General features: G+C 70.3%; 27 protein-coding genes. 11 read left to right on the forward strand and 16 right to left on the reverse strand.

Annotated elements, in window-relative coordinates; translation table 11 throughout:
• Positions 1 to 7 precede the first annotated feature (7 nt).
• Genes M3190_RS08540 through M3190_RS08555 form a run of 4 tightly spaced genes read right to left on the reverse strand, consistent with a single transcriptional unit; the run spans position 8 to position 3,981 of the window.
• Entirely contained in the window at positions 8 to 817 is an 810-nt protein-coding gene (locus tag M3190_RS08540; RefSeq protein WP_251580548.1) for an ABC transporter ATP-binding protein, read from the reverse strand.
• The gene (locus M3190_RS08545; protein WP_251580549.1) at positions 814 to 1,863 is read right to left on the reverse strand and encodes a FecCD family ABC transporter permease; all 1,050 of its coding nucleotides are present in this window, start codon (positions 1,861 to 1,863) and stop codon (positions 814 to 816) included. The genes M3190_RS08540 and M3190_RS08545 overlap by 4 nt, the downstream gene beginning before the upstream one ends.
• Positions 1,860 to 2,909, reverse strand: a complete 1,050-nt coding sequence (locus M3190_RS08550) for a FecCD family ABC transporter permease (RefSeq protein WP_251580550.1) — start codon at positions 2,907 to 2,909, stop codon at positions 1,860 to 1,862. Before M3190_RS08550 ends, M3190_RS08545 begins: the two co-directional genes overlap by 4 nt.
• Positions 2,910 to 2,934: 25 nt before the next feature.
• Complete coding sequence (locus M3190_RS08555) at positions 2,935 to 3,981, reverse strand: iron-siderophore ABC transporter substrate-binding protein (RefSeq protein WP_251580551.1); 1,047 nt, start codon at positions 3,979 to 3,981, stop codon at positions 2,935 to 2,937.
• A 167-nt stretch (positions 3,982 to 4,148) separates the two neighbouring features.
• On the opposite strand from M3190_RS08555, the gene abc-f reads away from it, so the two are divergent.
• Positions 4,149 to 5,747, forward strand: a complete 1,599-nt coding sequence (abc-f, locus tag M3190_RS08560) for a ribosomal protection-like ABC-F family protein (RefSeq protein ID WP_308222251.1) — start codon at positions 4,149 to 4,151, stop codon at positions 5,745 to 5,747.
• Positions 5,748 to 5,768: 21 nt separating this feature from the next.
• Here abc-f and M3190_RS08565 read toward each other — a convergent pair whose 3' ends face one another.
• The 4 genes from M3190_RS08565 to M3190_RS08580 all read right to left on the reverse strand — a co-directional run bounded on the left by M3190_RS08565 (position 5,769) and on the right by M3190_RS08580 (position 7,686).
• Positions 5,769 to 6,599, reverse strand: coding sequence for an SURF1 family cytochrome oxidase biogenesis protein (locus M3190_RS08565; RefSeq protein ID WP_251580552.1), 831 nt, complete (start codon positions 6,597 to 6,599; stop codon positions 5,769 to 5,771).
• Entirely contained in the window at positions 6,596 to 6,799 is a 204-nt protein-coding gene (locus tag M3190_RS08570) for a hypothetical protein (protein WP_251580553.1), read from the reverse strand. The genes M3190_RS08565 and M3190_RS08570 overlap by 4 nt, the downstream gene beginning before the upstream one ends.
• Positions 6,796 to 7,059 carry a DUF3099 domain-containing protein gene (locus M3190_RS08575; RefSeq protein WP_251580554.1) on the reverse strand — a complete coding sequence of 88 codons (264 nt, stop codon included), beginning with the start codon at positions 7,057 to 7,059 and terminating at the stop codon, positions 6,796 to 6,798. The genes M3190_RS08570 and M3190_RS08575 overlap by 4 nt, the downstream gene beginning before the upstream one ends.
• Positions 7,060 to 7,167: 108 nt before the next feature.
• Positions 7,168 to 7,686 (reverse strand): DUF4190 domain-containing protein, encoded by a 519-nt coding sequence (locus tag M3190_RS08580; protein ID WP_251580555.1) that lies wholly within the window; start codon positions 7,684 to 7,686, stop codon positions 7,168 to 7,170.
• 92 nt (positions 7,687 to 7,778) lie between these two features.
• On the opposite strand from M3190_RS08580, the gene fabG reads away from it, so the two are divergent.
• Entirely contained in the window at positions 7,779 to 8,489 is a 711-nt protein-coding gene (gene fabG, locus M3190_RS08585; protein ID WP_251580556.1) for a 3-oxoacyl-ACP reductase FabG, read from the forward strand.
• A gap of 6 nt (positions 8,490 to 8,495) precedes the next feature.
• On the opposite strand, the gene M3190_RS08590 is transcribed toward fabG, so the two are convergent.
• Genes M3190_RS08590 through glgC form a run of 3 tightly spaced genes read right to left on the reverse strand, consistent with a single transcriptional unit; the run spans position 8,496 to position 11,140 of the window.
• Complete coding sequence (locus tag M3190_RS08590; RefSeq protein ID WP_251580557.1) at positions 8,496 to 9,179, reverse strand: alpha/beta fold hydrolase; 684 nt, start codon at positions 9,177 to 9,179, stop codon at positions 8,496 to 8,498.
• Positions 9,180 to 9,223: 44 nt separating this feature from the next.
• A complete protein-coding gene (gene serB / locus M3190_RS08595; protein WP_251580558.1) occupies positions 9,224 to 9,859 on the reverse strand; it encodes a phosphoserine phosphatase SerB in 636 nt (211 codons plus the stop codon).
• 36 nt (positions 9,860 to 9,895) lie between these two features.
• Entirely contained in the window at positions 9,896 to 11,140 is a 1,245-nt protein-coding gene (glgC, locus tag M3190_RS08600; RefSeq protein WP_251580559.1) for a glucose-1-phosphate adenylyltransferase, read from the reverse strand.
• Between the two features lie 76 nt (positions 11,141 to 11,216).
• Here glgC and glgA point away from each other — a divergent pair, with 76 nt between their 5' ends.
• The 3 genes from glgA (at position 11,217) to M3190_RS08615 (ending at position 13,555) form a co-directional block, all read left to right on the forward strand.
• Entirely contained in the window at positions 11,217 to 12,410 is a 1,194-nt protein-coding gene (glgA, locus tag M3190_RS08605; protein ID WP_251580560.1) for a glycogen synthase, read from the forward strand.
• 27 nt (positions 12,411 to 12,437) lie between these two features.
• A complete protein-coding gene (locus M3190_RS08610) occupies positions 12,438 to 13,223 on the forward strand; it encodes an ABC transporter ATP-binding protein (protein WP_251580561.1) in 786 nt (261 codons plus the stop codon).
• Between the two features lie 80 nt (positions 13,224 to 13,303).
• Positions 13,304 to 13,555, forward strand: coding sequence for a type B 50S ribosomal protein L31 (locus M3190_RS08615; protein WP_018186539.1), 252 nt, complete (start codon positions 13,304 to 13,306; stop codon positions 13,553 to 13,555).
• Between the two features lie 56 nt (positions 13,556 to 13,611).
• On the opposite strand, the gene M3190_RS08620 is transcribed toward M3190_RS08615, so the two are convergent.
• The gene (locus tag M3190_RS08620; protein ID WP_251580562.1) at positions 13,612 to 14,448 is read right to left on the reverse strand and encodes an exonuclease domain-containing protein; all 837 of its coding nucleotides are present in this window, start codon (positions 14,446 to 14,448) and stop codon (positions 13,612 to 13,614) included.
• Between the two features lie 86 nt (positions 14,449 to 14,534).
• On the opposite strand from M3190_RS08620, the gene M3190_RS08625 reads away from it, so the two are divergent.
• Positions 14,535 to 15,431 (forward strand): alpha/beta fold hydrolase, encoded by an 897-nt coding sequence (locus M3190_RS08625; protein ID WP_251580563.1) that lies wholly within the window; start codon positions 14,535 to 14,537, stop codon positions 15,429 to 15,431.
• Here M3190_RS08625 and M3190_RS08630 read toward each other — a convergent pair.
• Positions 15,391 to 15,948 carry a CGNR zinc finger domain-containing protein gene (locus tag M3190_RS08630; RefSeq protein ID WP_251580564.1) on the reverse strand — a complete coding sequence of 186 codons (558 nt, stop codon included), beginning with the start codon at positions 15,946 to 15,948 and terminating at the stop codon, positions 15,391 to 15,393. The genes M3190_RS08625 and M3190_RS08630 overlap by 41 nt on opposite strands.
• A 91-nt stretch (positions 15,949 to 16,039) precedes the next feature.
• On the opposite strand from M3190_RS08630, the gene M3190_RS08635 reads away from it, so the two are divergent.
• Entirely contained in the window at positions 16,040 to 17,047 is a 1,008-nt protein-coding gene (locus tag M3190_RS08635) for an EamA family transporter (RefSeq protein WP_251580565.1), read from the forward strand.
• On the opposite strand, the gene M3190_RS08640 is transcribed toward M3190_RS08635, so the two are convergent.
• Positions 16,995 to 17,468, reverse strand: coding sequence for an Lrp/AsnC family transcriptional regulator (locus tag M3190_RS08640; RefSeq protein WP_251580566.1), 474 nt, complete (start codon positions 17,466 to 17,468; stop codon positions 16,995 to 16,997). The two genes, M3190_RS08635 and M3190_RS08640, sit on opposite strands and share 53 nt — an antisense overlap.
• Positions 17,469 to 17,645: 177 nt before the next feature.
• Here M3190_RS08640 and pdhA point away from each other — a divergent pair, with 177 nt between their 5' ends.
• Genes pdhA through M3190_RS08660 form a run of 4 tightly spaced genes read left to right on the forward strand, consistent with a single transcriptional unit; the run spans position 17,646 to position 22,262 of the window.
• Positions 17,646 to 18,767, forward strand: coding sequence for a pyruvate dehydrogenase (acetyl-transferring) E1 component subunit alpha (gene pdhA / locus M3190_RS08645; RefSeq protein WP_251580567.1), 1,122 nt, complete (start codon positions 17,646 to 17,648; stop codon positions 18,765 to 18,767).
• A complete protein-coding gene (locus tag M3190_RS08650; RefSeq protein ID WP_251580568.1) occupies positions 18,764 to 19,771 on the forward strand; it encodes an alpha-ketoacid dehydrogenase subunit beta in 1,008 nt (335 codons plus the stop codon). Before pdhA ends, M3190_RS08650 begins: the two co-directional genes overlap by 4 nt.
• Complete coding sequence (locus tag M3190_RS08655) at positions 19,768 to 21,099, forward strand: dihydrolipoamide acetyltransferase family protein (RefSeq protein ID WP_251580569.1); 1,332 nt, start codon at positions 19,768 to 19,770, stop codon at positions 21,097 to 21,099. Before M3190_RS08650 ends, M3190_RS08655 begins: the two co-directional genes overlap by 4 nt.
• On the forward strand, positions 21,096 to 22,262 hold the full coding sequence (locus M3190_RS08660) for an acyl-CoA dehydrogenase family protein (protein ID WP_251580570.1): 1,167 nt from the start codon (positions 21,096 to 21,098) through the stop codon (positions 22,260 to 22,262). Before M3190_RS08655 ends, M3190_RS08660 begins: the two co-directional genes overlap by 4 nt.
• Positions 22,263 to 22,265: 3 nt before the next feature.
• Here M3190_RS08660 and M3190_RS08665 read toward each other — a convergent pair whose 3' ends face one another.
• Together M3190_RS08665 and M3190_RS08670 are read right to left on the reverse strand one after the other, a co-directional pair.
• On the reverse strand, positions 22,266 to 22,871 hold the full coding sequence (locus M3190_RS08665) for a histidine phosphatase family protein (RefSeq protein WP_251580571.1): 606 nt from the start codon (positions 22,869 to 22,871) through the stop codon (positions 22,266 to 22,268).
• Positions 22,872 to 22,897: 26 nt separating this feature from the next.
• Complete coding sequence (locus M3190_RS08670) at positions 22,898 to 23,743, reverse strand: Sir2 family NAD-dependent protein deacetylase (RefSeq protein WP_251580572.1); 846 nt, start codon at positions 23,741 to 23,743, stop codon at positions 22,898 to 22,900.
• Positions 23,744 to 23,778 lie beyond the last annotated feature (35 nt).

Consider the following 23,778-nt stretch of genomic DNA (forward strand, 5'->3'; position numbering starts at 1 on the left):
CGTGCGGTCAGACGCCGGCGGGGACGTGGTGGCGACCGATGGGGAGGACCATCGGGCGTCCGGTGAGCGGGTCGGGGATGACGCGGCTGTCCATGCCGAAGACGTCCTTGACGGTCTCGGCGGTCAGGATCTCGCCCGGGTCTCCGGCGGCGAAGAGACGCCCACCGGCCATCGCGACGAGGTGATCGGCGTACCGCGCCGCGAGGTTGAGGTCATGCAGGACCATCACGATCGTGGTCCCGGAGCGCCGGTTCAGATCGGTCAGCAGGTCGAGGACGTCGACCTGGTGGCTGACGTCCAGGAACGTCGTCGGTTCGTCGAGGAGGAGCACGTCGGTCTGCTGTGCCAGTGCCATGGCGATCCAGACCCGCTGCCGTTGGCCGCCCGAGAGTTCGTCCACCGCGCGGTCCGCCAGGGCGGCGGTGTCCGTCGCGTCCAGGGCGGCCGCGACGGCCTCGTCATCCGCGCGGCTCCACCGCGACAACGGGCCGTGGTGCGGGGTCCGTCCGCGACCGACGAGATCGGAGACGGCGATCCCCTCCGGCGCGATGGGGGATTGGGGGAGGAGTCCGAGCTCACGCGCCACCTGCCTCGTCGGCAGCTTGTGGATGTCCTTGCCGTCCAGGAGCACCTGGCCGGCGCGGGGCGTCAGAAGTCGCGCCATGGACTTGAGCAGGGTGGACTTCCCGCACGCGTTCGCCCCGACGATCGCCGTGATCCGACCGGGCGGGACGACGAGGTCGAGGTCGTCGACGATGAGGCGGTCGCCGTAGGCGAGCTTCACACCGGAGGCGTGGAGGGTGCGGTCCGCGGTCATAGGGAGCCTCCCGAGCGGCTGCTGCGGATGAGAAGGAAGATGAGGTACGGCGCACCGAGGACGCCGGTCACGACGCCGACCGGCAGACGCATCCCGAGCAGGTACTGCCCGGCGAGGTCGGCGACGAGCACGAGGAACGAGCCGAACAAGCCGGCGACCAGCACCGGCGAACCCACCGGTCCGAGCATCCGTGCGGCGATCGGTCCGGAAAGGAAGGCCACGAAGGAGATGGGACCGACGGCGGCCGTCGCGAACGCGAGGAGCACGACGGCGCCGACGATGAGCAGGATGCGCCGCCTCTCGACCGGCACGCCCAGGGCCGATGCCGCATCGTCCCCGAGCCTCATCAGTTCGAGGTCGCGGGTGAGCCAGAGCACGATCGGCACGACGACGATCATCGCCACCGACAGCGGGAGGACCTCGTTCCACGAGGCGCTGTTCAGGCTCCCGGTGATCCACCGCATCGCCGCCTGCAGATCCCACTCCGCCGCGCGGGAGAGCACATAGGCGACGACGCTGTTGAAGATGGCCGCCACGCCGATGCCGATCAGGATGAAACGCGCCCCGGAACCGCCGTCCTTGAACGCCAGGAGGTAGATCGTCAGCGCCGTCGCGACGGCCGCGACGGTGGCGAGGACCGAGACGGCCGTGCCCGAGAGCGAGAGGAAGACGATGCCCACGACGGCCGCCGCGCTCGCGCCCGCGTTGATCCCGATGATGTCGGGGCTGGCCAGCGGGTTGCGCAGCAGTGTCTGGAAGACGGCGCCGCCCATGCCGAAGCAGAGACCCGTCAGAAGGGCGACCGTCGACCGGGGCAACCGCAGCTCGCCGACGGTGAAGGACGCGCCGGGGACGGTCTGTCCCGTCATCACCGCCCAGACCTCCGCGGGCGTGTAGAAGGTCTGGCCGACCATGAGTGAGATGAGGTACGTCGCGAGCACGGCGACGAGGAGACCGCCGGTCACCAGGATCCGCCGGCGCGCACGCCGGGCCCGACCGGCGCTCACGGCGGAGAGCGTCGTCTGAGCGGGCGCGAGGGCGGTCACAGCGCGCGCCTCTTCTGTCGGCGGACGATGGCGATGAAGAACGGGGCGCCGATCAGCGCGGTCACGACGCCGACTTCGACCTCCTGCGGTCGTGCGATGACGCGACCGACGACGTCCGCGACCGTGAGGAGTCCGGCGCCGACGAGGGCCGAGACGGGGAGCAGCCACCGGTGGTCGGGGCCGACGAGCAGGCGGCACACGTGCGGCACGATCAGTCCCACGAACCCGATCGGGCCGGCGACGGCCGTCGCCGCGCCGCAGAGGATCACGGCGCCGAGCGCCGACAGCAGGCGCGCCGTCCGGACCTTCTGCCCGAGGCCGGTCGCGAGGTCGTCGCCGAGCGCAAGGGCGTTCAGCGCGGCAGCGGAGGCGATGCAGATGACCATGCCGACCGCCAGGAATGGGAGCACGAGCAGGATGTTCTGCGTCGTCGCGCCGCCCACGCCGCCGATCTGCCAGAACCGGAAGACGCTCATCACGTCGATGCGGGGAAGCAGGATCGCGCTGATGAGCGACGTGACCGCCACCGCCGTGGCGGCTCCCGCCAGAGCGAGCTTGAGGGGGCTCGCGCCGCCACGGCCCAGCGACCCGATGGTGTAGACGAACAACGCTGCCAATGCCGCGCCGAGCATGGCGAGCCAGATGTACCCGAAGGCGCTCGTCACCCCGAAGAACGCCAGGCCCGTGACGACGGCGAGGGATGCCCCACCGTTGATCCCGAGGATCTGCGGATCGGCCAACGGGTTGCGGGTGACGCCCTGCATGACGGTGCCCGCGACGGCGAGCGACGCGCCGACCAGCAGGGCCAGGATGGTGCGCGGCACCCGGCGTGCCACGGCGGCGGCATCCGTCGTCGTCAGATCCCCGGTGAGTCCCGCGATGATCTGCGACGCGTCCACCGTCCGGTTACCGAAGGTGACCGACAGGACGCAGATGACCGCGACCGCGATCACCAGGACCAGCACCCACAGCACCCGCCGCCGCCCCGACCGGCGTCGGAGGGACGCGGTCGTGGCGGCGGCGGGCGCGGGAGCGAGAGCGGTCATGGTGAGAGCGGCGAGCCGGTCCGGATCAGTCGGAGACCTTGGCAGCGGCCTCGCCGATGAGGTCGACGTAGTCGGCCGTCAGCGAGGCCGGGATCGACAGCGGGCTCGGGTTCGCGGCGGCGGAGAGCGGCGCGTTGGCGAGCGGGAGGACGACGACGGAACCGTCGGCTACCGCGGGGATCCGCGACAGCAGCGGGTCGGCCTGCATCGTGGCGAGGGTGGTGTCGTCGCCGTAGGTCACCAGCACGTCGAGGTCGCTGAAGCGCTCGATCTCCTCGGTGCTGTTGGTGATCCAGAACTGGTCGGTGTCCTCGGACTGCTCGACGACCGTCGACGCGGGCTCCATGCCGAGGTCCTGCAGGAACAGCTGGCGCGGGTCCTCGAGGGAGTAGAAGCCGATCTCGGCGAGGTTGGTCGCGTCGAAGGAGCTGAACATCACGCTCTTGCCCGCGATGTCGGGCTGTGCGGCGGTGAGCTCGCCCAGCTGGGTGGTGAGGTCGTCGACGAGGGTCTCGGCCTCATCCTTCATTCCGAGAGCCGTTCCGTTGATCTCGGTGAGCTCCTGCCAGGTGGTGCCCCACGCGACGTCGGGGTAGGCGACGACAGGCGCGATCTTGCTCAGCGTGTCGTACTCCTCCTGGTTCATCCCCGAGTAGGCGGCGAGGATGACATCAGGCGCCGTGTCGGCGATCGCCTCGTAGTCGAAGCCGTCCGCCTCGTCGAAGAGCACGGGGGTGTCGGCCCCCATCTCCTCGAGCTTGTCCTCGACCCAGGGGAGGATGCCGTCGCCGTCGTCGTCGCCCCACGTGACGGCCGGCATGCCGACGGGGACGACGCCCAGGGCGAGCGCGGCCTCCTGGTTCGCCCAGGACACCGTCGCGACACGCTCCGGCTTGCTCTCGATCGTGGTCTCACCGAACGCGTGGGTGATCGTCACGGGGAAGGCGTCGTCTGCCGCAGCGGCGCCGTCGGAAGACGTGGAGCCGGCGGGGGCGGCGGCCGTGGTGGCGCAGCCGGTGAGGAGGAGGGCGGATGCTGCGGCGAGGACGAGCGCAGTGCGGATGCGAGGCACAGAGGTCTCCTGGGAGAGGTGATTAGGGTCGCCTAACCTTACAACGATTCGCCGGGCGAGTGGAAACCGGGAACGCTCCCGGGACGGGGCCCGGTGGTCGTCGCTCCGCGCCGTATACTGGGGGTTTGGCCACTCGGCCGCCTCCCCAGGAAGAACGGACGTCTGCTGTGCTCGCCGTGCACGATCTCGAGATCCGCGTCGGTGCGCGCACCCTCATGTCCGACGTCGCCTTCCGCGTCTCACCGGGCGACAAGATCGGTCTCGTCGGCCGCAACGGCGCGGGGAAGACGACCCTGACGAAGGTCCTCGCCGGCGACCTGCTCCCCGCCGAGGGCAAGGTCGACCGCAGCGGCGAGCTCGGCTACCTCCCGCAGGATCCCCGCTCCGGTGATCCCGAGATGCTCGCTCGGACCCGCATCCTCGACGCCCGCGGTCTCGGTTCGCTCGTCATCGGCATGCGGGAGACCGCCGAGCAGATGGCGTCGACGGATGCCGCGACCGCCGACCGGGCGATGCGCAAGTACGCCTCGCTCACCGAGCGCTTCGAAGCCCTCGGCGGGTACGCGGCCGAGGCGGAGGCGGCGTCCATCGCCCACAACCTCTCGCTGCCCGACCGCATTCTCGACCAGCCGTTGAAGACGCTCTCGGGTGGCCAGCGACGCCGCATCGAGCTCGCCCGCATCCTCTTCTCCGACGCGCAGACGATGATCCTCGACGAGCCGACCAACCACCTCGACGCCGACAGCGTCGTGTGGCTGCGCGAGTTCCTGAAGGGGTACAAGGGCGGACTGATCGTCATCAGCCACGACATCGACCTCGTGGGCGAGACCGTCAACCGTGTGTTCTACCTCGACGCGATGCGACAGGTCATCGACGTCTACAACATGAACTGGAAGAACTATCTGCGTCAGCGCGCCGCAGACGAGGAGCGCCGTCGCAAGGAGCGCGCCAACGCCGAGAAGAAGGCGACGGCCCTCCAGCAGCAGGCGGCGCGCTTCGGTGCGAAGGCGAGCAAGGCCGCCGCGGCGCACCAGATGGTGGCCCGCGCCGAGAAGCTGCTCGCCGGTCTCGACGACGTCCGGCAGGAGGACCGCGTCGCGAAGCTGCGCTTCCCCAAGCCCGCGCCCTGCGGCAAGACGCCGCTCATGGCCAAGAATCTCTCGAAGTCCTACGGTTCGCTGGAGATCTTCGCGGGTGTCGACCTCGCGATCGACCGAGGATCCCGCGTCGTGGTGCTGGGGCTCAACGGCGCCGGCAAGACGACCCTCTTGCGCATCCTCGCCGGCGTCGACAAGGCGGACACCGGGATCATCGAGCCCGGCCACGGGCTCAAGATCGGCTACTACGCGCAGGAGCACGAGAACCTCGACGTCAGCCGTTCCGTCCTGGACAACATGATGTCGGCGGCGCCGGACATCACCGCCACCGAGGCGCGCAAGGTCCTGGGGTCGTTCCTGTTCACGGGCGACGACGTGCTCAAGCCGGCCGGCGTCCTCTCGGGCGGCGAGAAGACGCGACTGTCGTTGGCGACGCTCGTCGTGTCGTCGGCGAACATGCTGCTGCTCGACGAGCCGACCAACAACCTCGACCCCGCATCCCGTGAAGAGATCCTCGGGGCGCTGGCGCACTACGAGGGCGCGGTCGTCCTCGTCTCGCATGACGAGGGCGCTGTCGAGGCGTTGAACCCGGAGCGTGTGCTGATCCTCCCCGACGGTGTCGAGGACATCTGGGGACGCGACTACATCGACCTCATCACGCTGGCCTGACGGCCCTCCGGTCCTCGCGGATCAGCGCGCGTCGAGGAGCTCGTCCTCGGCCTCCATGTCGCGGTCGCGGCGGCGCGGCGGTCTCCGCGATGTCGCGCGCCCGCCGTCCCGATCATCCTCGCGACGATGCCGGATCTCGGTGCGGATCATGTACCAGATGAAGGCGAACCCCATGACGGCGAAGAGGATCCACTGGATCGCGTAGGAGAGGTAGGGACCGGGATCCGACGACGGATCCTCGAGTGCCTGCGGACGTTCGGCCGGTGCCGGCGTCTCCTGCGCCATGAGGACGTAGGCGGAGTCGAGCATCTCACCCGTCTGCCCGGTCATCTGCGCGATCAGGGCGAGATCGATCGTGGCGACCTGGCCCTCGGGCGCGGAGCGTCCTTCGCGCACCGGCCGCTCGCCCGCTTGCAGGCGACCGGTCACAGTGACCTCACCCGTCGGGGGCGCGGGGACGGCGTCCGGTTCGGGACGGTTGTCGCCGGGCGGCACCCAGCCGCGGTTGACGAGGACGACGCGGCCGTCGTCCGCACGGAACGGCACCAGCACCTCGAAGGCGCTCGTGCCGCCGTGCGGACGGTTGCGCACCAACAGGGTCTGATCCGTCAGATACTGCCCGCGGATCTCGACGGGTCGCCACTCATCGGTGGGGACGAAGCCCTGCCCGAGCGGGATGAGGTCCGCCAGGGCGACCGGCTGGCGTGCGTAGTTGTCGGCGACGAGCGTGAGCTCGGCATCCCGTTCCGCGTTCCGCGAGAACTGCCAGTTCGACAGGAACGCGCAGGCGATGGCGAAGACGACGGCCATCGCGACGTAGCCGCTCCAGCGCAGCGCGGTCTCGCGGTTCACGACGCGTCGGCGGTGTCGAGCGCGAAGACCTCGACGGGGAAGCTGCGCGAGGCCAGGTAGTCGCGCAGGAATCCGACGTGGTCGGCGCAGGCCGTCCACACCTTGCGACGGTCCGCGGAATGGATGCGGGGGTTCCGCCAGACGACCTGCCACTGCGCGTCGGCACGGCATCCCGCGCGCGAGCACTGCGGGCTGTTCATCGCTCCTCCCGGGGCGGGCTCTCCTGGATCCTGATCACCTTGTCGTCGGGCTCCGTCGGAGTCGTGGCTGCCGTCGGCCCCGCATCGATCTCGCGCGAGGGTCGCTCGGCCACGACGACCTCGTCGCCGTTGCCCACGTTCGCCACCACCACCGCGAGGTAGGGCAGCACGGCAGCGCCGGCGGCGAAGATCCAGGTCTGCCAGCCGTACGGGGTGACCGTCACCATGAGGATGAAGCAGGCGACACGCACCGTCATCATGATGACGTAGCGGCGGGTGCGCGAGCGGGCGTCGACTTCCGGCGCCGTGGCGAGGGAAGTCGCCGACTGCGCGGCGTCGTGCTTGGTGCGGCGGGACGTGGGGGGCTCCTAGGAGTACTGGACCATCGATGGGACGGCGGCGGCGAAGGCGATCGCGGCGATCACCCAGATCAGGATGAGGAGCAGCCAGAATCCCGATCCGATCCATCCGATGATCGTGCCGGCAAGGGCCATGCCGCGGCCGTTCTCGCCGGAGGTCTTGAGCTGCTTGAGAGACATGTGTCCGGTGATGACACCTGCGATCGAGCCGATGAAGGGGACGAGCGTCAGGCCCGCGATCGACGCGACGAGCGAGATGATCGCAAGGACGTTGTTGGGCCGCGCCGGCGCGTAGCCGTAGGCCGCTTGACCGTAGGGCTGCTGTCCATAGGCGGGCTGACCGAACTGCTGGCCGTACGACGGCTGTGCGTAGGGCTGGGGGTAGCCCGGCTGCTGCTCGCCGAAGGCGGGCTGGGCCTGAGCCGACGGCGGCGAGTACGGCGGTGCGGGCGGGTAGGCATCGCTCGGCGCGGGCGGTGCCGGCGGCACGTCGGAGGGCTGCGGCGGGGTGTTCGTGGCGTCGGTCACGTCCGTCTCCTTCAGGCGGGTTGACCCCCAGCCTACCCGCCGTACACGCCGCTAGGCTGGTGCGGTTCACCCGGCTCGGAGCAAGGAGAAGCATGTCCCACGAGCGCGTCGTCCTCGTCACCGGAGGCAACCGCGGCATCGGCCGCGCGATCGCCGAACGATTCGTCTCGGAAGGCTACACCGTGGCCGTCACGGCACGGTCGGGCGAGGGACCCGAGGGGACGCTGACCGTCCGCGCCGACGTCACCGATGCGGCCTCGCTCGACGCGGCGTACACCGAGGTCGAGCAGCAGCTCGGGCCCGTGGGCGTCGTCGTCGCGAACGCAGGCATCACGAAGGACACCCTGCTCCTGCGGATGACCGAGGACGATTTCGACACCGTCGTCTCGACCAACCTCGGCGGTGCCTTCCGGGTCGTCAAGCGCGCCGCGAAAGGGATGCTGCGGGCCAAGTGGGGCCGCGTCATCCTCATCTCCTCGGTGGTCGGCCTCTACGGCTCGGCCGGACAGATCAACTACTCCTCCTCGAAGAGCGCGCTGGTCGGCTTCGCCCGGTCGCTCACGCGCGAGCTGGGATCACGCGGCATCACGGCCAACGTGGTCGCCCCCGGCTTCATCGAGACGGACATGACGGCGGCGCTGCCCGAGGACACCCAGGCCGAGTACAAGAAGAACATCCCCGCCGCACGCTTCGGCGCCGCCGATGAGGTCGCCGCCGCCGTGGTGTGGCTGGCGTCCGAGGACGCCGCCTACATCTCCGGTGCCGTCATCCCCGTCGACGGCGGTCTCGGCATGGGGCACTGACCGGCGTCAGCGCACGGCGTCGATGATCCGTCGCGCCAGTTCCGCCGGGGCCGAGAACTGCGGCCAGTGCCCGGTACCGATCCGGACGACCTCGGCATCCTCGATCGCGGCGAACTCGGCGGCGAACGCGCCCCACTGCGTCACGACCTGGCGGAATGTCGCCTCGTCCATCGATCCCATGAGCATCGTGACCGGTATGCGGTGCCGGTCGGTGCCCTCGAGCGCGAGTGCGTCGGTCGGCACCCTCGCGGGGACGGACGCCGTGAGCGGCGCGGTGCGCCGACGCGTCGCGTCGTCGAGGTCCGCGACGTCCTCCTCGTCGAAGAAGTCCCACCCCGGGAAGGGGATGACGCCGTCCACGAGAGGGAACTCCGAGATGTCCGCTCCGGGCGGGGGAGGCGTCGTGTCGACGAACACGACGCGGCTCACCCGGTCGGCGCGGCGCTCGGCGGCGCCCCACGCGACGTTCCCGCCGCCGCTGTGACCCACGAGCACGACGGGGCCGTCGACGCGGTCGATCTCGTCGACGACCGCGTCGACCCAGTCGGAGAGGCGGGCATCGGAATCAGCGACGCCCACCCCGGGCATCGTGAGCGGATGCGGCAGGTGCCCCGCTTGCCGCAGGGCAGGGACGACGTCGTCCCACGATGACGCGGTCAACCAGAGTCCGGGGATGAGGATGATGTCCATGCCCGCACGCTACTCGCGGTCGCCGACATCCCGTCGGGGCTGTCTCAGGGCAGGAGCGGGATGAGCTCGCCGAGATCGACCGGGTCCACGACGAGGTCGGCACGGCGGCGAACCGCCGGCTTCGCGTTGAAGGCGATCCCCAAACCGGCGGCATCCATCATCAGGAGGTCGTTGGCCCCGTCGCCGACGGCGATGGTCGCCGAGAGGTTGACGCCGGCGGACAGCGCCCACTCCCGCAGGGCCTCCGCTTTGCCCGCCGCGTCCACGATCGGACCGTCGACGACACCGGTCAGGACGCCGTCCGCGGACACCAGCCGGTTGGCCCGCCAGACGTCGACGCCGAGCGAAGGAGCGACGGTATCGAGGATCTCGTGGAATCCTCCCGAGACCACCGCAGCGATGCCCCCGCGCTGGTGGATCGCGGCGATGAGTTCGCGGACGCCGGGAGTCGGCTCGATCCGGGACAGGACGCGCTCGAAGGAGGCGACCGGGACGCCTGCGAGTTCACTGACGCGGGAGCGCAGACTCGACGCGAAGTCCACCTCGCCGCGCATGGCGGCCTCCGTCGCGGCGGCGACCTCCGCGCCGCGGCCCGCCTCGTCCGCGATCAGCTCGATGACCTCGTTGCGGATGATCGTGGAATCGGCGTCGAACACGACGAGGAACCGGGCATCAGGCACCCGACAACGCTATCGGCTCCGTCGCCCGCGGCGCGCTCAGGCGGTGATGCGGATGTTCTTCCCCACGACCGTGAGCCCGCTGTCGGTGACGGTGAACCCGCGCGACAGGTCGAGCTCGCGGTCGACTCCGACGGTGGCGCCCGGCTCGATCACGACGTTCTTGTCGAGGATCGCGCGGTGCACACGCGCCCCGGCGCCGACGCTCACGTGGTCGAACAGGACCGAGTCGGTGATCGTCGCGCCGCCGCCCGAGAGCGTCCAGGGGCCCAGCACGCTGCGCTCGAGGTGGGTGCCCGAGAGCACGCAGCCCAGCGACACGATCGAGTCGATGGCGTTACCGATCCGTCCCATGCCGTCGCGGACGAACTTCGCGGGCGGCGAGTTCACCGACTGCGAGCGGATGGGCCAGTCCATGTTGTACAGGTTGAACACCGGCAGCGCCGAGATGAGGTCCATGTGCGCGTCGAAGAACGAGTCGATCGTGCCCACATCCCGCCAGTAGTCGCGGTCGCGATCGGTGGATCCGGGGACGTCGTTGCGCTGGAAGTCGTAGACCGCCGCCTCGCCGCGGGACACGAAGTAGGGGATGATGTCGCCGCCCATGTCGTGGTTCGAGGTCGGCAGCTCGCCGTCGGCCTCGACGGCCTCGATGAGGGCATCGGTGTCGAAGACGTAGTTGCCCATCGAGGCGAGGACTTCGCCCGGGCTGTCCGGAAGCCCGGTGGGATTCTGCGGCTTCTCGAGGAAGTCGCGGATCGTGACGCCGTCGGTGGGATCCACATCGATCACGCCGAACTGGTTGGCCAGCGAGATGGGCTGACGGATGCCGGCCACCGAGGCGCGGGCACCGGAGGCGATGTGCGCGTCGATCATCTGCTGGAAGTCCATGCGGTAGACGTGGTCGGCACCGATGACGGCGACGATGTCGGGCTTCTCGTCGTGGATGAGGTTGAGGGATTGCAGGATCGCGTCGGCGGACCCCGAGAACCACCGCTTGCCAAGCCGCTGCTGTGCGGGGACGGAGGTCACGTAGGCGCCCAGCAGGGCGGACATCCGCCACGTCTGCGACACGTGACGGTCCAGACTGTGCGACTTGTACTGCGTGAGGACCACGATCTGGCGCAGCTCGGAGTTGATGAGGTTCGAGATCGCGAAGTCGATCAACCGGTACTGCCCGCCGAAGGGAACGGCGGGTTTCGCGCGGTCCTGGGTGAGCGGCATGAGTCGCTTGCCCTCGCCACCGGCGAGGACGATACCGAGGACCTTCGGGGATGCTGCCATGTGCTCACACTATGTGCCTTTCGGAGGGTCCGACCAGGACTGTGACGCCGTGTCCCGGTGCCCTAGAGTTCGGTCCATGCGCGTCGACATCGTCACGAAGGAATACCCGCCCGAGATCTACGGCGGAGCCGGTGTCCACGTGACCGAGCTCGTCAAGGCGCTGCGCTCCCGGATGGAGGTCCAGGTGCGCGCGTTCGGCGCGGAGCGTGACGAGGCCGACACGACCTCGTACGCGGCCCCGACGGGTCTGTCGGGCGCCAATCCCGCGCTGCAGACGCTCGGGACGGACCTGGAGATCGTCGGCGACGTCGCGGGAGCGGATGTCGTGCACAGCCACACCTGGTACGCCAACTACGCCGGCTTCCTCGCCTCGATGCTGCACGGGGTGCCGCACGTCGTGACCGCGCACTCGCTCGAACCGCTGCGTCCCTGGAAGGCCGAGCAGCTGGGCGGCGGTTACGCGCTGTCGAGCTACGTCGAGAAGACCGCCTACGAGAACGCCGCCGCCGTCGTCGCCGTGAGCGACGGGATGCGGCGCGACATCCTCCGCAGCTACCCTTCCCTCGACCCCGCCAAGGTGCGCGTCATCTACAACGGCATCGACGTCGACGCCTGGCAGCCGCGAGAGGACCCGGACCTCCTGTCGCGGTGGGGAATCGATCCGGCACGACCGTCCGTCGTGTTCGTGGGGCGCATCACGCGGCAGAAGGGCCTTCCGTACTTCCTGCGCGCGGCGGAGCTCCTGCCGCCCGAGGTGCAGCTGATCCTCTGCGCCGGGGCGCCCGACACGCCTGAGATCATGGCCGAGGTCCAGGGCCTCGTGCAGCAGCTCCAGCGCACCCGCGAGGGTGTCGTCTGGATCGAGGAGTTCCTGCCGCGCCCGGACCTGTGCGCGATCCTCACCTCTGCGACGACCTTCGTGTGCCCGTCGATCTACGAGCCGCTCGGCATCGTCAACCTCGAGGCCATGGCGTGCGGCGCGGCCGTCGTCGGCACCGCCACCGGCGGCATCCCCGAGGTCGTCATCGACGGCGAGACCGGACGCCTCGTCGAGATCGAGCAGGCCGAGGACGGGACGGGGACACCGGTCGATCCGGAGAAGTTCGTCGCCGACCTCGCCGCGACGCTCACGGAGGTCGTCTCCGACCCGGAGAGGGCGCGCGCCTACGGCAGCGCCGGTCGCGAGCGGGCGGCATCCGCCTTCAGCTGGGAGGCGATCGCCGACGAGACGGCCGCCCTGTACCGGGAGGTCGTGGCGGCCGCTCGGTAGCGCCTCGACCCTCGATAGGCTGGGGCCATGCCTCAGGTCCTCGAACTCGCCGACGTCGTCGTCCGCCGCAACGCCCGCAACATCGTCGACGGGATCGACTGGACGGTCGAGTCCGACCAGCGCTGGGTCGTCCTCGGCCCCAACGGCGCTGGGAAGACCACGGTGCTGCAGCTCGCCGCGACACTCGTCCACCCGACCTCCGGCGCCGTGACCATCCTCGACGAGCGCCTCGGGCGCACGGACGTCTTCGACCTCCGCCCCCGGATCGGCTTCGCGTCGTCCGCGATGGCCAAGCGCGTTCCGCAGGACGAATCCGTGCTCGACGTCGTCCTGACCGCCGCGTACTCGGTGCTGGGTCGCTGGCGGGAGGACTACGAGGCGATCGACGAGCGCCGCGCGCGTCGTGTGCTGGGGGAGTGGGGCCTCGCGGACCTCGCCGACCGCACGTTCGGCACGCTGTCGGACGGTGAGCAGAAACGTGTGCAGATCGCCCGCGCCGTCATGACGGACCCCGAGCTCCTGCTGCTCGACGAGCCCACGGCGAGCCTCGACCTCGGCGCCCGCGAGGAGTTGCTGTCGCTCCTCGGCGGATACGCGCAGGAGGAGTCGACGCCGGCCATGATCATGGTCACCCACCACGTCGAGGAGATCCCCGTCGGCTTCACGCACGTCCTGCTGCTGCGGGACGGGGCAGCGGTCGCACAGGGGCCGATCGCCGAGACCCTGACGGCCGAGAACCTGACCGCGACCTTCGGCATGCCGATCACGCTCACCGCCGAGGATGGCCGGTTCGCCGCTCGCGCGGCATCCTGATAGACTCTCGCGTTGGCGCACTCGCGCCGCAGACTTCCACCCGCACCTGGCAAAATCCAGGGCACTTCGTGAGGAACCCAATGAAGACTGACATCCACCCCGAGTACCGCGCCGTCGTGTTCCGCGACCTCGGCTCCGGCGAGACCTTCCTGACCCGTTCGACGGTCTCCAGCGACAAGACGATCGAGCTGGACGGCGAGACCTACCCGGTCATCGACGTCGAGATCTCGTCGGCTTCGCACCCGTTCTACACGGGCAAGCAGCGCATCATGGACTCGGCCGGTCGCGTCGAGAAGTTCAACCAGCGCTTCAAGAACTTCGGCAGCAAGTAAGCAGCCACCCTCGAAGGCCCCGCTCCGGCGGGGCCTTCGTCGTCTCCGACGCGGGCTCAGCGGATGGGCCAGCTGCCGTCGACGTCCGCATCGATCCGCCCGATGCGGACGAAGTACTCGCTCAGACTCTCGGCCTGCGCGCGCGCCCACGAGATCTGCTGGGTGTGCAGCTCGTCCGCCGAGACCTCGAGATCGAACCGCGCGGCGATGGCCTGGGCGACGCGCCCCGCCGCGATCGCATCGGCGGCGGCGTCATGCGCGCCTTCCAGCACGACGGCGTAGTGGGCGGCGACGACCTCCAGCGTCCGCTTGCCGCGCCGGTACCTGTCGTAGGTCTTGTCGACGACGAGCGGGTCGATGACCGGGGACGGTGCCTCGATGGGGGCGACGCCGTGGCGAAGACCCTCGTATTTGAGGAGGGAGAAGTCGAACGGGGCGTTGTAGGCGACCACCGGGATGCCGGCCGCGAACAGGTCGCGCAGCGACGCGGTGACCTCGGCGACGACCTCCGCGGCCGGACGCCCCTCGGCGCGGGCTCGCTCCGTGGTGATCCCATGGACGGCGGTCGCGCCGGCGGGGATCGCGACACCGGGGTCAGCCAGCCACGTGCGTGAATCGATCACGCTGCCCGATGCGTCAAGGACACCGACGTGCGCCGTCACGATGCGGTCGGAGCGGACGTCCACCCCGGTGGTCTCGAGATCGAACACGCCGAGCGGTCCCGCACACGGGCCCACTGCGATGATCGGCGGGGCGAGCGCATCGTCAGTCGCGGGCTCGAGGACGACGAGTGCGGGCTCAGCGGCGACCGCGGGGGATGCGTCGGCGGAGGGCGCGGGCGCCTCACCCCACGTGTCGTCATCCCACAGCGGAGTGTCGTGCCAGGCGCCCATGCTCCGACGCTACGGTCGGGCGCGGACATCGACCCGGACGACGCGCCGCCGACGCGGAGGCGCGCACGCGCTCGTAGACTCTTCGGGTGACCGCCGCGAGCCCGTACGCCCACCGACTGCGGGCAATCCCCGTCGAGCGTCACGAGGTCGCCGTCGCCGGCGTATCGACGGCCTACTGGGCCTACGGTCCGGATGACGCGGACACGACGATCCTCGCCGTCCACGGCTTCCGGGGGGAGCACCACGGGCTCGAGCCTGTGGTCGCGTTCCTCGACGGTGTGCGGGTCGTCTCACCTGACCTGCCGGGGTTCGGCGAGACGCCTGCCCTGCCGGGTCGGCATGACCTGGACGGCTACGCCGACTGGCTGACGGCATTCGCCGCGGTGGCCGCGCCGGGGGCCGTCGTCCTCGGCCACTCGTTCGGGTCCATCGTCGCGTCGGCCGCCGTCGCACGAGGACTCCCGACACCCCGTCTGATCCTCGTCAACCCGATCGGCGCCCCCGCGCTCGAGGGCCCCCGCGGCATCCTCACGCGACTGGCGATCTTCTACTACTGGGCGGGGGCGCGACTGCCGCGCCGGATCGGAGACGCCCTGCTGCGCAATCCGGTCATCGTCCGCGTGATGAGCATCGCGATGGCCAAGACGCGGGACAAGGCCCTGCGCACGTTCATCCATGATCAGCACGACACGTACTTCTCGCGCTTCGCCGACCGGGACACCCTGCGCGAAGCGTTCGTGACCTCGGTGTCGAACGACGTCCGGGCCGCAGCACCTCGGATCACGGTCCCCACGCTGCTCATCGCGGCCGAGAACGACGACATCACTCCGATGCCCGCGCAGTACGCGCTGCAGAAGCTCTTCCGGGATGCGGAACTCGTGGTGATCCCCGGTGTGGGGCACCTCATCCACTACGAGACGCCGCAGGCCGCGGCATCCGCCGTCACGCGCTTTCTTCGGCCTTCCGCCGGCGATACGCCATGACGTTCATGCGGTTGCCGCAGTTGCCGGTGTCGCAGTAGCGCTTGGACCCGTTCTTCGAGTAGTCGATGTAGACGGCCTTGCAGTCGTCGGCGGAGCAGACCCGGACGCGGTCGAATTCGTCGGAGCGGATGACATCGACGAACGCCATCGCGACCTCGACGGTGATGCGGGTCGCGAGCGGGGCCGCGTCGTCGGTCGCATGGATGTGCCAGTCGTACGCATCGTGGATGACGAGCTGGGGCAGAGCCTTCCCCTCGCGCAGCATGGCGTTGACGATGGGGACCGCCGCCACGCGGTCACCCGTCCAGAGCATCCGCAGTCGCGTGCGTGCACCCCGCAGCTCCGAGAGCTCGACATCGTCGCGGCGGATCACGCCGCTGTAGGGGAACTCCCTCAGGAAGGCCCCCATGTCCTCGAGGGTCGCGAGTCGATCGACGCCGTCACCGTCGATCTCGGGGAGGGAGTTCACGAGCGCGGTCGCGGCGCGCAGCGAGAGCTCGGTGTCACGAATGAACATGGTGTTGACTCCTGACGCGGGGGATCGCTACTGTCACCAGTGTAGTGACGCTTAGGTCATGACGAACCGGACTCATCCTCGAGGGACACCGATGACGCACACGGCACCTGCCCGGCTTGCCACCGACCGGCACACCTCGGCGCGGCGGGTGCCGTCGACGGGTCTGATCCTCGCCGTGACGAGTGCCCTGACGTTCTCGATCAGCGGGCCCATCGCCAAGCCGCTGCTCGAGGGCGGCTGGTCGCTCGCGGCGGTGCTCGCGATCCGGATGGGTGTCGCGGGACTCGTGCTCTCGCCGGCGCTCGTCCACACGCTCCGTCGGCGACCCGACTTCCTCCGTCGGCACGGGGTCTCGCTCGTCGCCTTCGGGCTGATCCCCGTCGTCGGCTGCCAGATCTTCTACTTCTCGGCCCTGCAGCGGATGCCGGTGGGCGTCGCCCTGCTCATCCAGTACCTCGCTCCCGTCATGCTGGTGCTCTTCGTCTGGGCGCGGACGCGTCGTGCGCCGTCCCGCACCGTTCTCATCGGCTCGGTCGTGGCGATGGCGGGTCTGGTGCTCGTCGTGGACATCGCCGGGGCCCGCTTCGACCTGCTGGGAACGGTCTTCGCCCTCCTGGCAGCGGTCTGTGCGTGCGTCTACTTCGTGATGAGCGAACGGACCGGCGACGACCTGCCGCCGCTCGCCCTCGCCGCCGGCGGCCTGCTCATCGGGACGGTGACGATCCTGGTCCTGGCGGGCGTCGGCATCCTGCCCCTGGCCGTGTCGGCGGAGCCGGTCGATCTGCTCGGGGTGCGCGTGGCGCCGCTGATCCCGCTGCTCCTCGTCGGGGTCTGCACGGCGACCGGCTACGCCCTCGGCGTCATGGCGGTGCCGAAGATCGGGTCGCGGCTCGCGTCGTTCGTCGGGCTCTCCGAGGTCCTGTTCGCGCTGAGCTTCGCGTGGCTGCTGCTCGGCGAGGCGCCGGCTGCGGTCCAGTTCGTCGGCGGCGCGCTCATCCTGGCGGGCGTGGTCCTCGTCCGTCTGGAGGAGCGCGCGCCCGCCGATGTCAGTTCCCCCGCCGAGCCGCTGCCAGGAGAGGTCGGACCCGGTATCCGATGACCTCGCCCATGGCGAGGGAGGTCTCGGTGCGTTCGACGCCGTCGATGGCGAGGATGCGGGCGTCGATGTCGAACAGGTGCTGGGTATCGCGGGCGGCGACACGCACCAGGAGGTCCACCGGGCCGCTGAGTCCATGACACTGCACGACCTCGGGGATCTCCTGGAGCTCTTCGGTGATCCGCGGCAGGTCGGCCTGACGCACCTGGACGTGCAGGATCGCCTCGATCGTGTAGCCGAGCGCGGCGGGCGACATCGCTCGCTCGAAGGAGAGGAACACCCCCGAACGCTCGAGTTTGGCCATGCGGGCCTGCACGGTGTTGCGGGAGAGCCCGAGGCGCTCCGCGAGGGCGACCACGGTGGCACGGTGGTCCTCGGCGAGGGCGTTCAGCAGCTCGAGATCCACGTGGTCGAGGGCGCTCATAGTGCCACACCATAGCAGGGAGCCGTCACACCCTTTACGCATCCTGCTCAATGTTGCACGCAATGCTTGAGCGAGGTGCGATGTCGACGTACTCTCGCAGCATCCGGCGACGAAGCCGGTGTTCTGCGCCGGTCATCCGTCCACAAGACGCGCGACCGCGATCAGAGAGGGACGACGATGACCGATACTCTGACCCCCGCCGCGGCCGTGGCGAGCGACACCGAAGACGTGGCCCGTCTTCTCGATCACGAGGGCCGCCGCGTGCGCGACGAGCGGCTGGACCGGTGGGCCGCGGACGTCGACGCCGCGATGCTGCGCCAGGTCTATCGCGACATGTTCCTGGCGCGCCGACTCGACGCCGAGGGTGTCGCGCTGCAGCGTCAGGGACACCTGGGGCTGTGGGCGCCGGCGCAGGGCCAGGAAGCCGTGCAGGTCGGCACCGCCTGGGCCTGTCACGACGACGACTTCCTCTTCCCGAGCTACCGGGAGATCGGCATCGAGGTCGTGCGCGGTGTGCAGCCGCGCGACTTCGTCATGGTCTGGCACGGCGCCGAGCACGCGAGCTGGGACCCGTTCGACGTCCACGTCGCGAATCCGCAGATCATCATCGGCGCCCAGAGCCTCCACGCCGTCGGCTATGCGATGGGCATCCAGCGCGACGGCGGCGATCAGGTCGCGGTCGCCTACTTCGGCGACGGCGCGACCAGCCAGGGCGATGTGAACGAGGCGATGGTCTTCGGCGCCGCCTTCGGCGTGCCCGTCGTCTTCGTCTGCTCCAACAACCAGTGGGCGATCTCCGAACCGGTCGGGCTGCAGTCGCGGACACCGATCGCCGGCCGCGCGCCGGGCTTCGGCATCCCGAGCCTCAGGGTGGACGGCAACGACGTCCTCGCGTGCATCGCGGCCATGCGCTGGGCCGCCGACCATGCTCGCAGCGGACGCGGACCCGCCTATCTCGAGGCCGTCACATACCGCGTCGGACCGCACACGACGTCCGACGACCCCACCCGGTACCGGGACGCGGACGAGGTCGCGTACTGGCGCGCACGGGATCCGCTCACCCGGGTCGAGTCCTACCTGCGCTCGCTGAGCGCATTCGACGACGCTTTCGCCGAGCAGCTGACGGCGGATGCCGATCGCTTCACGGCGGCCATGCGGAGCGCCGTCGTGGGGGCCGCCGCGCCCGAGCCTCTGCGGGTGTTCGACCACGTGTACGCCGAACCGCACCGCGGGATCGAGGAACAGCGCACCGGGTTCGCCGCCTACCTCGACGGCTTCGCCGAGGGCGGCGCACGATGACCGAGCTGACGATGGGCAAGGCCCTGAACGCGGCGATGCGTCGCGCCATGACCGACGACGACCGCGTGCTGGTCATGGGCGAGGACATCGGCCGGCTCGGTGGCGTCTTCCGCATCACGGACGGGCTGCAGTCGGAGTTCGGACCGCGGCGTGTCGTCGACACCCCGCTGGCGGAGTCGGGGATCGTCGGGACGGCCGTCGGTCTCGCCTTCCGCGGGTTCCGACCGATCGTCGAGATCCAGTTCGACGGCTTCGTCTACCCGGCCTTCGACCAGATCGTGAGCCAGGTCGCCAAGCTGCACTACCGCACGCAGGGACGCGTCAAGATGCCGCTCACGATCCGCATCCCGTGGGCGGGCGGCGTCGGTGCCGCCGAGCATCACTCCGAGTCGCCCGAGGCGTACTTCGTCCACACAGCGGGTCTCCGCGTCGTGGCGGTGTCGAATCCGCAGGACGCCTACACGATGCTGCGGCAGGCGATCGCGAGCGACGATCCGGTCGTCTTCTTCGAGCCCAAGCGGCTGTACCACACGAAGGGCGAGGTCGACCTGGACGGCGACATCGCCGACGCGCCGCCGCTCGGGCTCGCGCGCGTCGTCCGCGAAGGGAGCGATGTCACCGTCGTCACCTACGGCGCACAGGTCATGACGGCGATGGATGCCGCGCTCGCCGCCGAGGACGAGGGTGTGTCGCTCGAGGTGATCGATCTGCGCTCGCTGTCGCCTGTCGACTACGGGACGGTCGCCGCGTCGGTGCGCCGCACCGGTCGCGTCGTCGTCACGCACGAGGCGTCCCGTGAGGCGGGCGTCGCGGCGGAGGTCATCGCGAGCATCACGGAGAAGTGCTTCCACTACCTCGAAGCACCGCCGCTGCGGGTGACCGGGCACGATGTGCCCTACCCGCCGGCGAAACTCGAGCAGCATCACCTGCCGGACCTCGACCGCCTCCTCGATGCCGTCGATCGCGTCATGGGCCGAGCCGGGATGCCGGAGGTGACCGCGTGATCACCGACTTCCGCCTTCCCGATCTCGGCGAGGGCCTCGTCGAGGCCGAGATCGTCCAGTGGCACGTCGCCGCCGGGGACGAGGTCACCCTGAATCAGACGATCGCCGAGGTCGAGACGGCCAAGGCCGTCGTCGAGCTCCCGTCGCCGTTCGTCGGGACCGTCGCCTCCCTGCGCCACGCCGAGGGAGATGTCGTCCCCGTGGGGGAGGTGCTCATCTCCTTCGAGGTCGCAGGGACGGATGCCGATGGCGACGCGCCCGAGCCGGAGCAGAAGCGCGAGCCCAACCTCGTCGGGTACGGCGCGGCACCCCGCAGCAGCGCCCGGCCGCAGCGGCGCGCCCGCGTCGGGTCGGGCGGGGATGCCGTGGACCTGGCCGTCCGCGAAGCGGCGCCGCACGACGCCATCGACCCCAGCATCCCCGAGCGCGAGCCTCGCGAGCGACCGCGGTCCACGCCGCCCGTGCGCAAGCTCGCGCGCGACCTCGGTGTCGACCTCGATCTGCTGGCGGCGAGCGGCGTGGACGGGATCATCACCCGGGACGACGTCGAGGCGTACGCCGCCCGCACGGCTGCGGCACCCGCTCCGGCCCTCGCGTCGACGCCGGCCGCCGGCGCGCAGGTCGACGCGACCGACCTGCGCATCCCGATCCGCGGGGTGCGCAAGCACACGGCCGACGCGATGGTGCGCTCCGCCTTCACCGCCCCGCACGCGGCGACGTTCCTCACCGTCGACGTCACGGCATCCGTCGCCTTCGTCGCGCGCCTGCGCGCCGACGTCCGCTACGCCGACCACCGCGTCGGCATCATGGCGGTCGCGGCGAAGGCGGTCTGCCTCGCGCTGCGACGCACGCCGGAACTGAACGCGACATGGGACGACGACGCGGGGGAGATCGTCCGCTTCGGGAAGGTCAACCTCGGAATCGCCGCAGCGACCGACCGCGGGCTCGTCGTCCCCTCCGTCAAGGACGCGGGCGGGATGTCGCTCCTCGACCTGTCCGACGCGATCCGCGCCCTGGCCGACACGGCGCGCGCCGGGAAGGCGAGACCGTCCGATCTCGCGGGCGGCACGTTCTCGATCACCAATTACGGCGTGTTCGGCGTCGACGCGGGGACGCCGATCCTGGTTCCCGGCGAGGCAGGGATCCTCGGTCTCGGCGCGGTGCAGCGGCGGCCGTGGGAGTACGAGGGCGGCGTCGCGCTGCGCGAGGTGATGACGCTGAGCCTGTCGTTCGACCACCGGCTCGTGGACGGCGCCGAGGCGGCACGGTTCCTCACCGACGTGGGCGACGTCCTGCGCGACCCGGCTCGGGCGATGGTGTTCGCATGAGTCTGCCGCTGTCGGGATACGGCCTCAGCGAGGAGCAGGTCGAGCTTGCGGGGCTCGTCCGCTCCTTCGCCGACGAGGTCGTCGCACCGGCGTCGTACGAGGCCGACCGCACGAAGACACTGCCGATGGACGTGGTGGCCCAGATGGGGGACATGGGACTGTTCGGCCTGCCGTTCCCCGAAGAGGTGGGCGGACAGGGCGGCGACTACGTCACGCTCGGTCTCGCCATCGAGGCCCTCGCGCGTGTCGACCAGTCGATCGCGATCACCCTCGAGGCGGGCGTCAGTCTCGGTGCCATGCCGGTCTTCCGGTTCGGCACGGACGCGCAGCGGGACGAGCATCTGCCCGACCTGCTCGCGGGGCGTGCGCTCGCGGGATTCGGTCTGACCGAGCCGGAGGCGGGGTCGGATGCCGGGGCCACCCGCACGACGGCGCGCCCGGAGAACGGCGAGTGGGTGATCGACGGCGCGAAGCAGTTCATCACGAACTCCGGAACGTCGATCACGCGATTCGTCACGGTGACAGCGGTCACGAGCGAGCCCGGCGCCGCGGCGCGGGAGATCTCGACGATCATCGTGCCGTCGGGTACCCCCGGGTTCACCGTCGGCCCCGCGTACGACAAGGTCGGCTGGCATGCCAGCGACACGCATCCGCTCTCGTTCGTGGGTGCGCGCGTGCCGGAGGCGAACCTCCTGGGTCAGCGCGGCCGCGGATTCGCGAACTTCCTCCACATCCTCGACGAGGGCCGCATCGCGATCGCCGCCCTCGCGACGGGTGCCGCGGAGGGATGCCTCGAGGCGGCGGTCGACTACGCGAAGAGCCGGGTCGTGTTCGGGGAGTCTCTGGGCAGCAGGCAGAGCATCCAGTTCATGCTCGCGCGCATGCAGCAGCGCGTGCACGTCTCACGGCTGGCCTGGCTGCATGCGGCACGCCTGCGCGACGCGGGGCTGCCGTTCAAGACCGAGGCGGCCATCGCCAAGCTCACCTCGAGCGACGCGGCGATGGACAACGCGCGCGAGGCGACCCAGATCTTCGGCGGCAACGGCTTCATCAACGAGTACCCCGTCGCCCGCCACTTCCGCGACTCGAAGATCCTCGAGGTGGGGGAGGGGACGACCGAGGTGCAGCTGCTCCTGATCGCCCGATCACTCGGGCTCGCCTGACCCTCAGACGGGGACGGCGGAGGTCTCGAGCAGGGTGAGACCCTCGGGCTCGACGCGGAAGCTGTGCGCCGAGCCGTTGAGGATCTTGCGGCCCCGGCCGGGGTGAACGCCGTCCGTCACGTGTTCCATGACGGCACGGATGAGCGCGCCGTGGGCGACGACGATGAGGTCGGGGGTGTGCGGGTCGCTCGCCCGCTGGGCATCCTCGACGACCTCGTGCAGCGCGGCGAGCGCCCGGGTCGCGAGGGCGTCGCGAGATTCGGCGCCCGGCACGACGGCGGTGTCCCACGGGCCCCAGCGTTCGGCGAACTCCGTGTCGGTCACTCCCTCGGCCTCGCCGTACGAGCGCTCGCGCAGCCCGATGTGGGTGGTCGGCTCCGCCAGACCCAGCTCCGCGGCGATGATGCGGGCGGTCTCGTGCGCGCGGGACAGGTCGCTCGAGACCACGACGGTCGTGTTCGCGCGCGACACGCGCTCGGCGAGATCATGGGCGGCGGCGCGCGCCTGGATCCGACCGGTGTCGTTGAGGGGGATGTCCGTCGAGCCCTGGATGCGACGGGCGCGGTTCCAGTCGGTCTCGCCGTGGCGCACGAGGGTGAGATTCGTCACCCGTCGAGCCTACGTGCGACGCGGTGTCAGGGTGCTGTGAGCGACCGGGCGAGGGCCGTGAGCACCTCGGAGGTGCCGGCGTCGATCTTGACCGTCGCGCGCGCGTCGCCGCGGGTCTGTCCGCGGTTGACGATGACGACGGGGAGCTTTCGACGCCGGGCGCGGTCGAGGAGGCGGATGCCGGAGTTCACCACCAGCGACGATCCGGCGATCAGCAGGGCGCTGCTCGCCCGCACCAGCTGCTCGGCCTCGCGGAACTTCTCGAGCGGGATGTACTCGCCGAAGAAGACGACCTCGGGCTTCAGCATCCCACCGCACACCGAGCAGTCGGGCACCACGAACCCGTCGCTGCGCCCCGGCAGGACGTCGCCGTCGGGCCCCAGCTCCACGCTGTCGGGAACAGTGATCCACGGGTTGTCCCGGTCGATGCGTTCGGCGAGGTCGCGGCGGTCGAAGACCTGGCCGCAGTGCAGACAGCTCACCCGCCGCATCGTGCCGTGCAGTTCGACCACCCGTCGGTTGCCGGCACGCAGGTGCAGGCCGTCGACGTTCTGGGTGATGACGCCCGTCGCGACGCCGGACCGCTCCAGCTCGGCGAGAGCACGGTGGCCGTCGTTCGGCGACGCCGCGGCGAACGTCCGCCAGCCGAGGTGACTGCCCACCCAGTACCGTCGCCGGGAGGCGTCGTCGGCCAGGAACTCCTGGGCGGTCATCGGCGTGCGCACGGGAGCGCCCTTGCCGCGGTAGTCCGGGATGCCGGAATCGGTGGACACTCCCGCACCGGTGAGGACCGCGACGCGCCGGCCGGCGAGCGCGTCGACTGCACGTTCCACGGCGTCGCTCGTCGCGGCATCCAGGTCCAGCACGCTCATGACCCTCCTCCCTCACCGAGCCTACGCCGTCGCGG

The organism is Microbacterium oleivorans (assembly GCF_023715745.1).
Taxonomy (GTDB): domain Bacteria; phylum Actinomycetota; class Actinomycetes; order Actinomycetales; family Microbacteriaceae; genus Microbacterium; species Microbacterium oleivorans_D.

Excerpts from the sequence above, each read along its gene's own strand:
- M3190_RS08630 (WP_251580564.1), bottom strand. The coding sequence starts at position 15,948 with ATGTTCATTCGTGACACCGAGCTCTCGCTGCGCGCCGCGACCGCGCTC.
- M3190_RS08620 (WP_251580562.1), bottom strand. The coding sequence starts at position 14,448 with ATGGGCGCCTGGCACGACACTCCGCTGTGGGATGACGACACGTGGGGT.
- M3190_RS08550 (WP_251580550.1), bottom strand. The coding sequence starts at position 2,909 with ATGACCGCTCTCGCTCCCGCGCCCGCCGCCGCCACGACCGCGTCCCTC.
- M3190_RS08575 (WP_251580554.1), bottom strand. The coding sequence starts at position 7,059 with ATGATGACGGTGCGTGTCGCCTGCTTCATCCTCATGGTGACGGTCACC.
- M3190_RS08615 (WP_018186539.1), top strand. The coding sequence starts at position 13,304 with ATGAAGACTGACATCCACCCCGAGTACCGCGCCGTCGTGTTCCGCGAC.
- M3190_RS08540 (WP_251580548.1), bottom strand. The coding sequence starts at position 817 with ATGACCGCGGACCGCACCCTCCACGCCTCCGGTGTGAAGCTCGCCTAC.
- fabG (WP_251580556.1), top strand. The coding sequence starts at position 7,779 with ATGTCCCACGAGCGCGTCGTCCTCGTCACCGGAGGCAACCGCGGCATC.
- glgC (WP_251580559.1), bottom strand. The coding sequence starts at position 11,140 with ATGGCAGCATCCCCGAAGGTCCTCGGTATCGTCCTCGCCGGTGGCGAG.
- M3190_RS08650 (WP_251580568.1), top strand. The coding sequence starts at position 18,764 with ATGACCGAGCTGACGATGGGCAAGGCCCTGAACGCGGCGATGCGTCGC.
- M3190_RS08670 (WP_251580572.1), bottom strand. The coding sequence starts at position 23,743 with ATGAGCGTGCTGGACCTGGATGCCGCGACGAGCGACGCCGTGGAACGT.
- M3190_RS08590 (WP_251580557.1), bottom strand. The coding sequence starts at position 9,179 with ATGGACATCATCCTCATCCCCGGACTCTGGTTGACCGCGTCATCGTGG.
- M3190_RS08610 (WP_251580561.1), top strand. The coding sequence starts at position 12,438 with ATGCCTCAGGTCCTCGAACTCGCCGACGTCGTCGTCCGCCGCAACGCC.
- glgA (WP_251580560.1), top strand. The coding sequence starts at position 11,217 with ATGCGCGTCGACATCGTCACGAAGGAATACCCGCCCGAGATCTACGGC.
- M3190_RS08570 (WP_251580553.1), bottom strand. The coding sequence starts at position 6,799 with ATGAACAGCCCGCAGTGCTCGCGCGCGGGATGCCGTGCCGACGCGCAG.
- M3190_RS08640 (WP_251580566.1), bottom strand. The coding sequence starts at position 17,468 with ATGAGCGCCCTCGACCACGTGGATCTCGAGCTGCTGAACGCCCTCGCC.
- M3190_RS08635 (WP_251580565.1), top strand. The coding sequence starts at position 16,040 with ATGACGCACACGGCACCTGCCCGGCTTGCCACCGACCGGCACACCTCG.
- pdhA (WP_251580567.1), top strand. The coding sequence starts at position 17,646 with ATGACCGATACTCTGACCCCCGCCGCGGCCGTGGCGAGCGACACCGAA.
- M3190_RS08660 (WP_251580570.1), top strand. The coding sequence starts at position 21,096 with ATGAGTCTGCCGCTGTCGGGATACGGCCTCAGCGAGGAGCAGGTCGAG.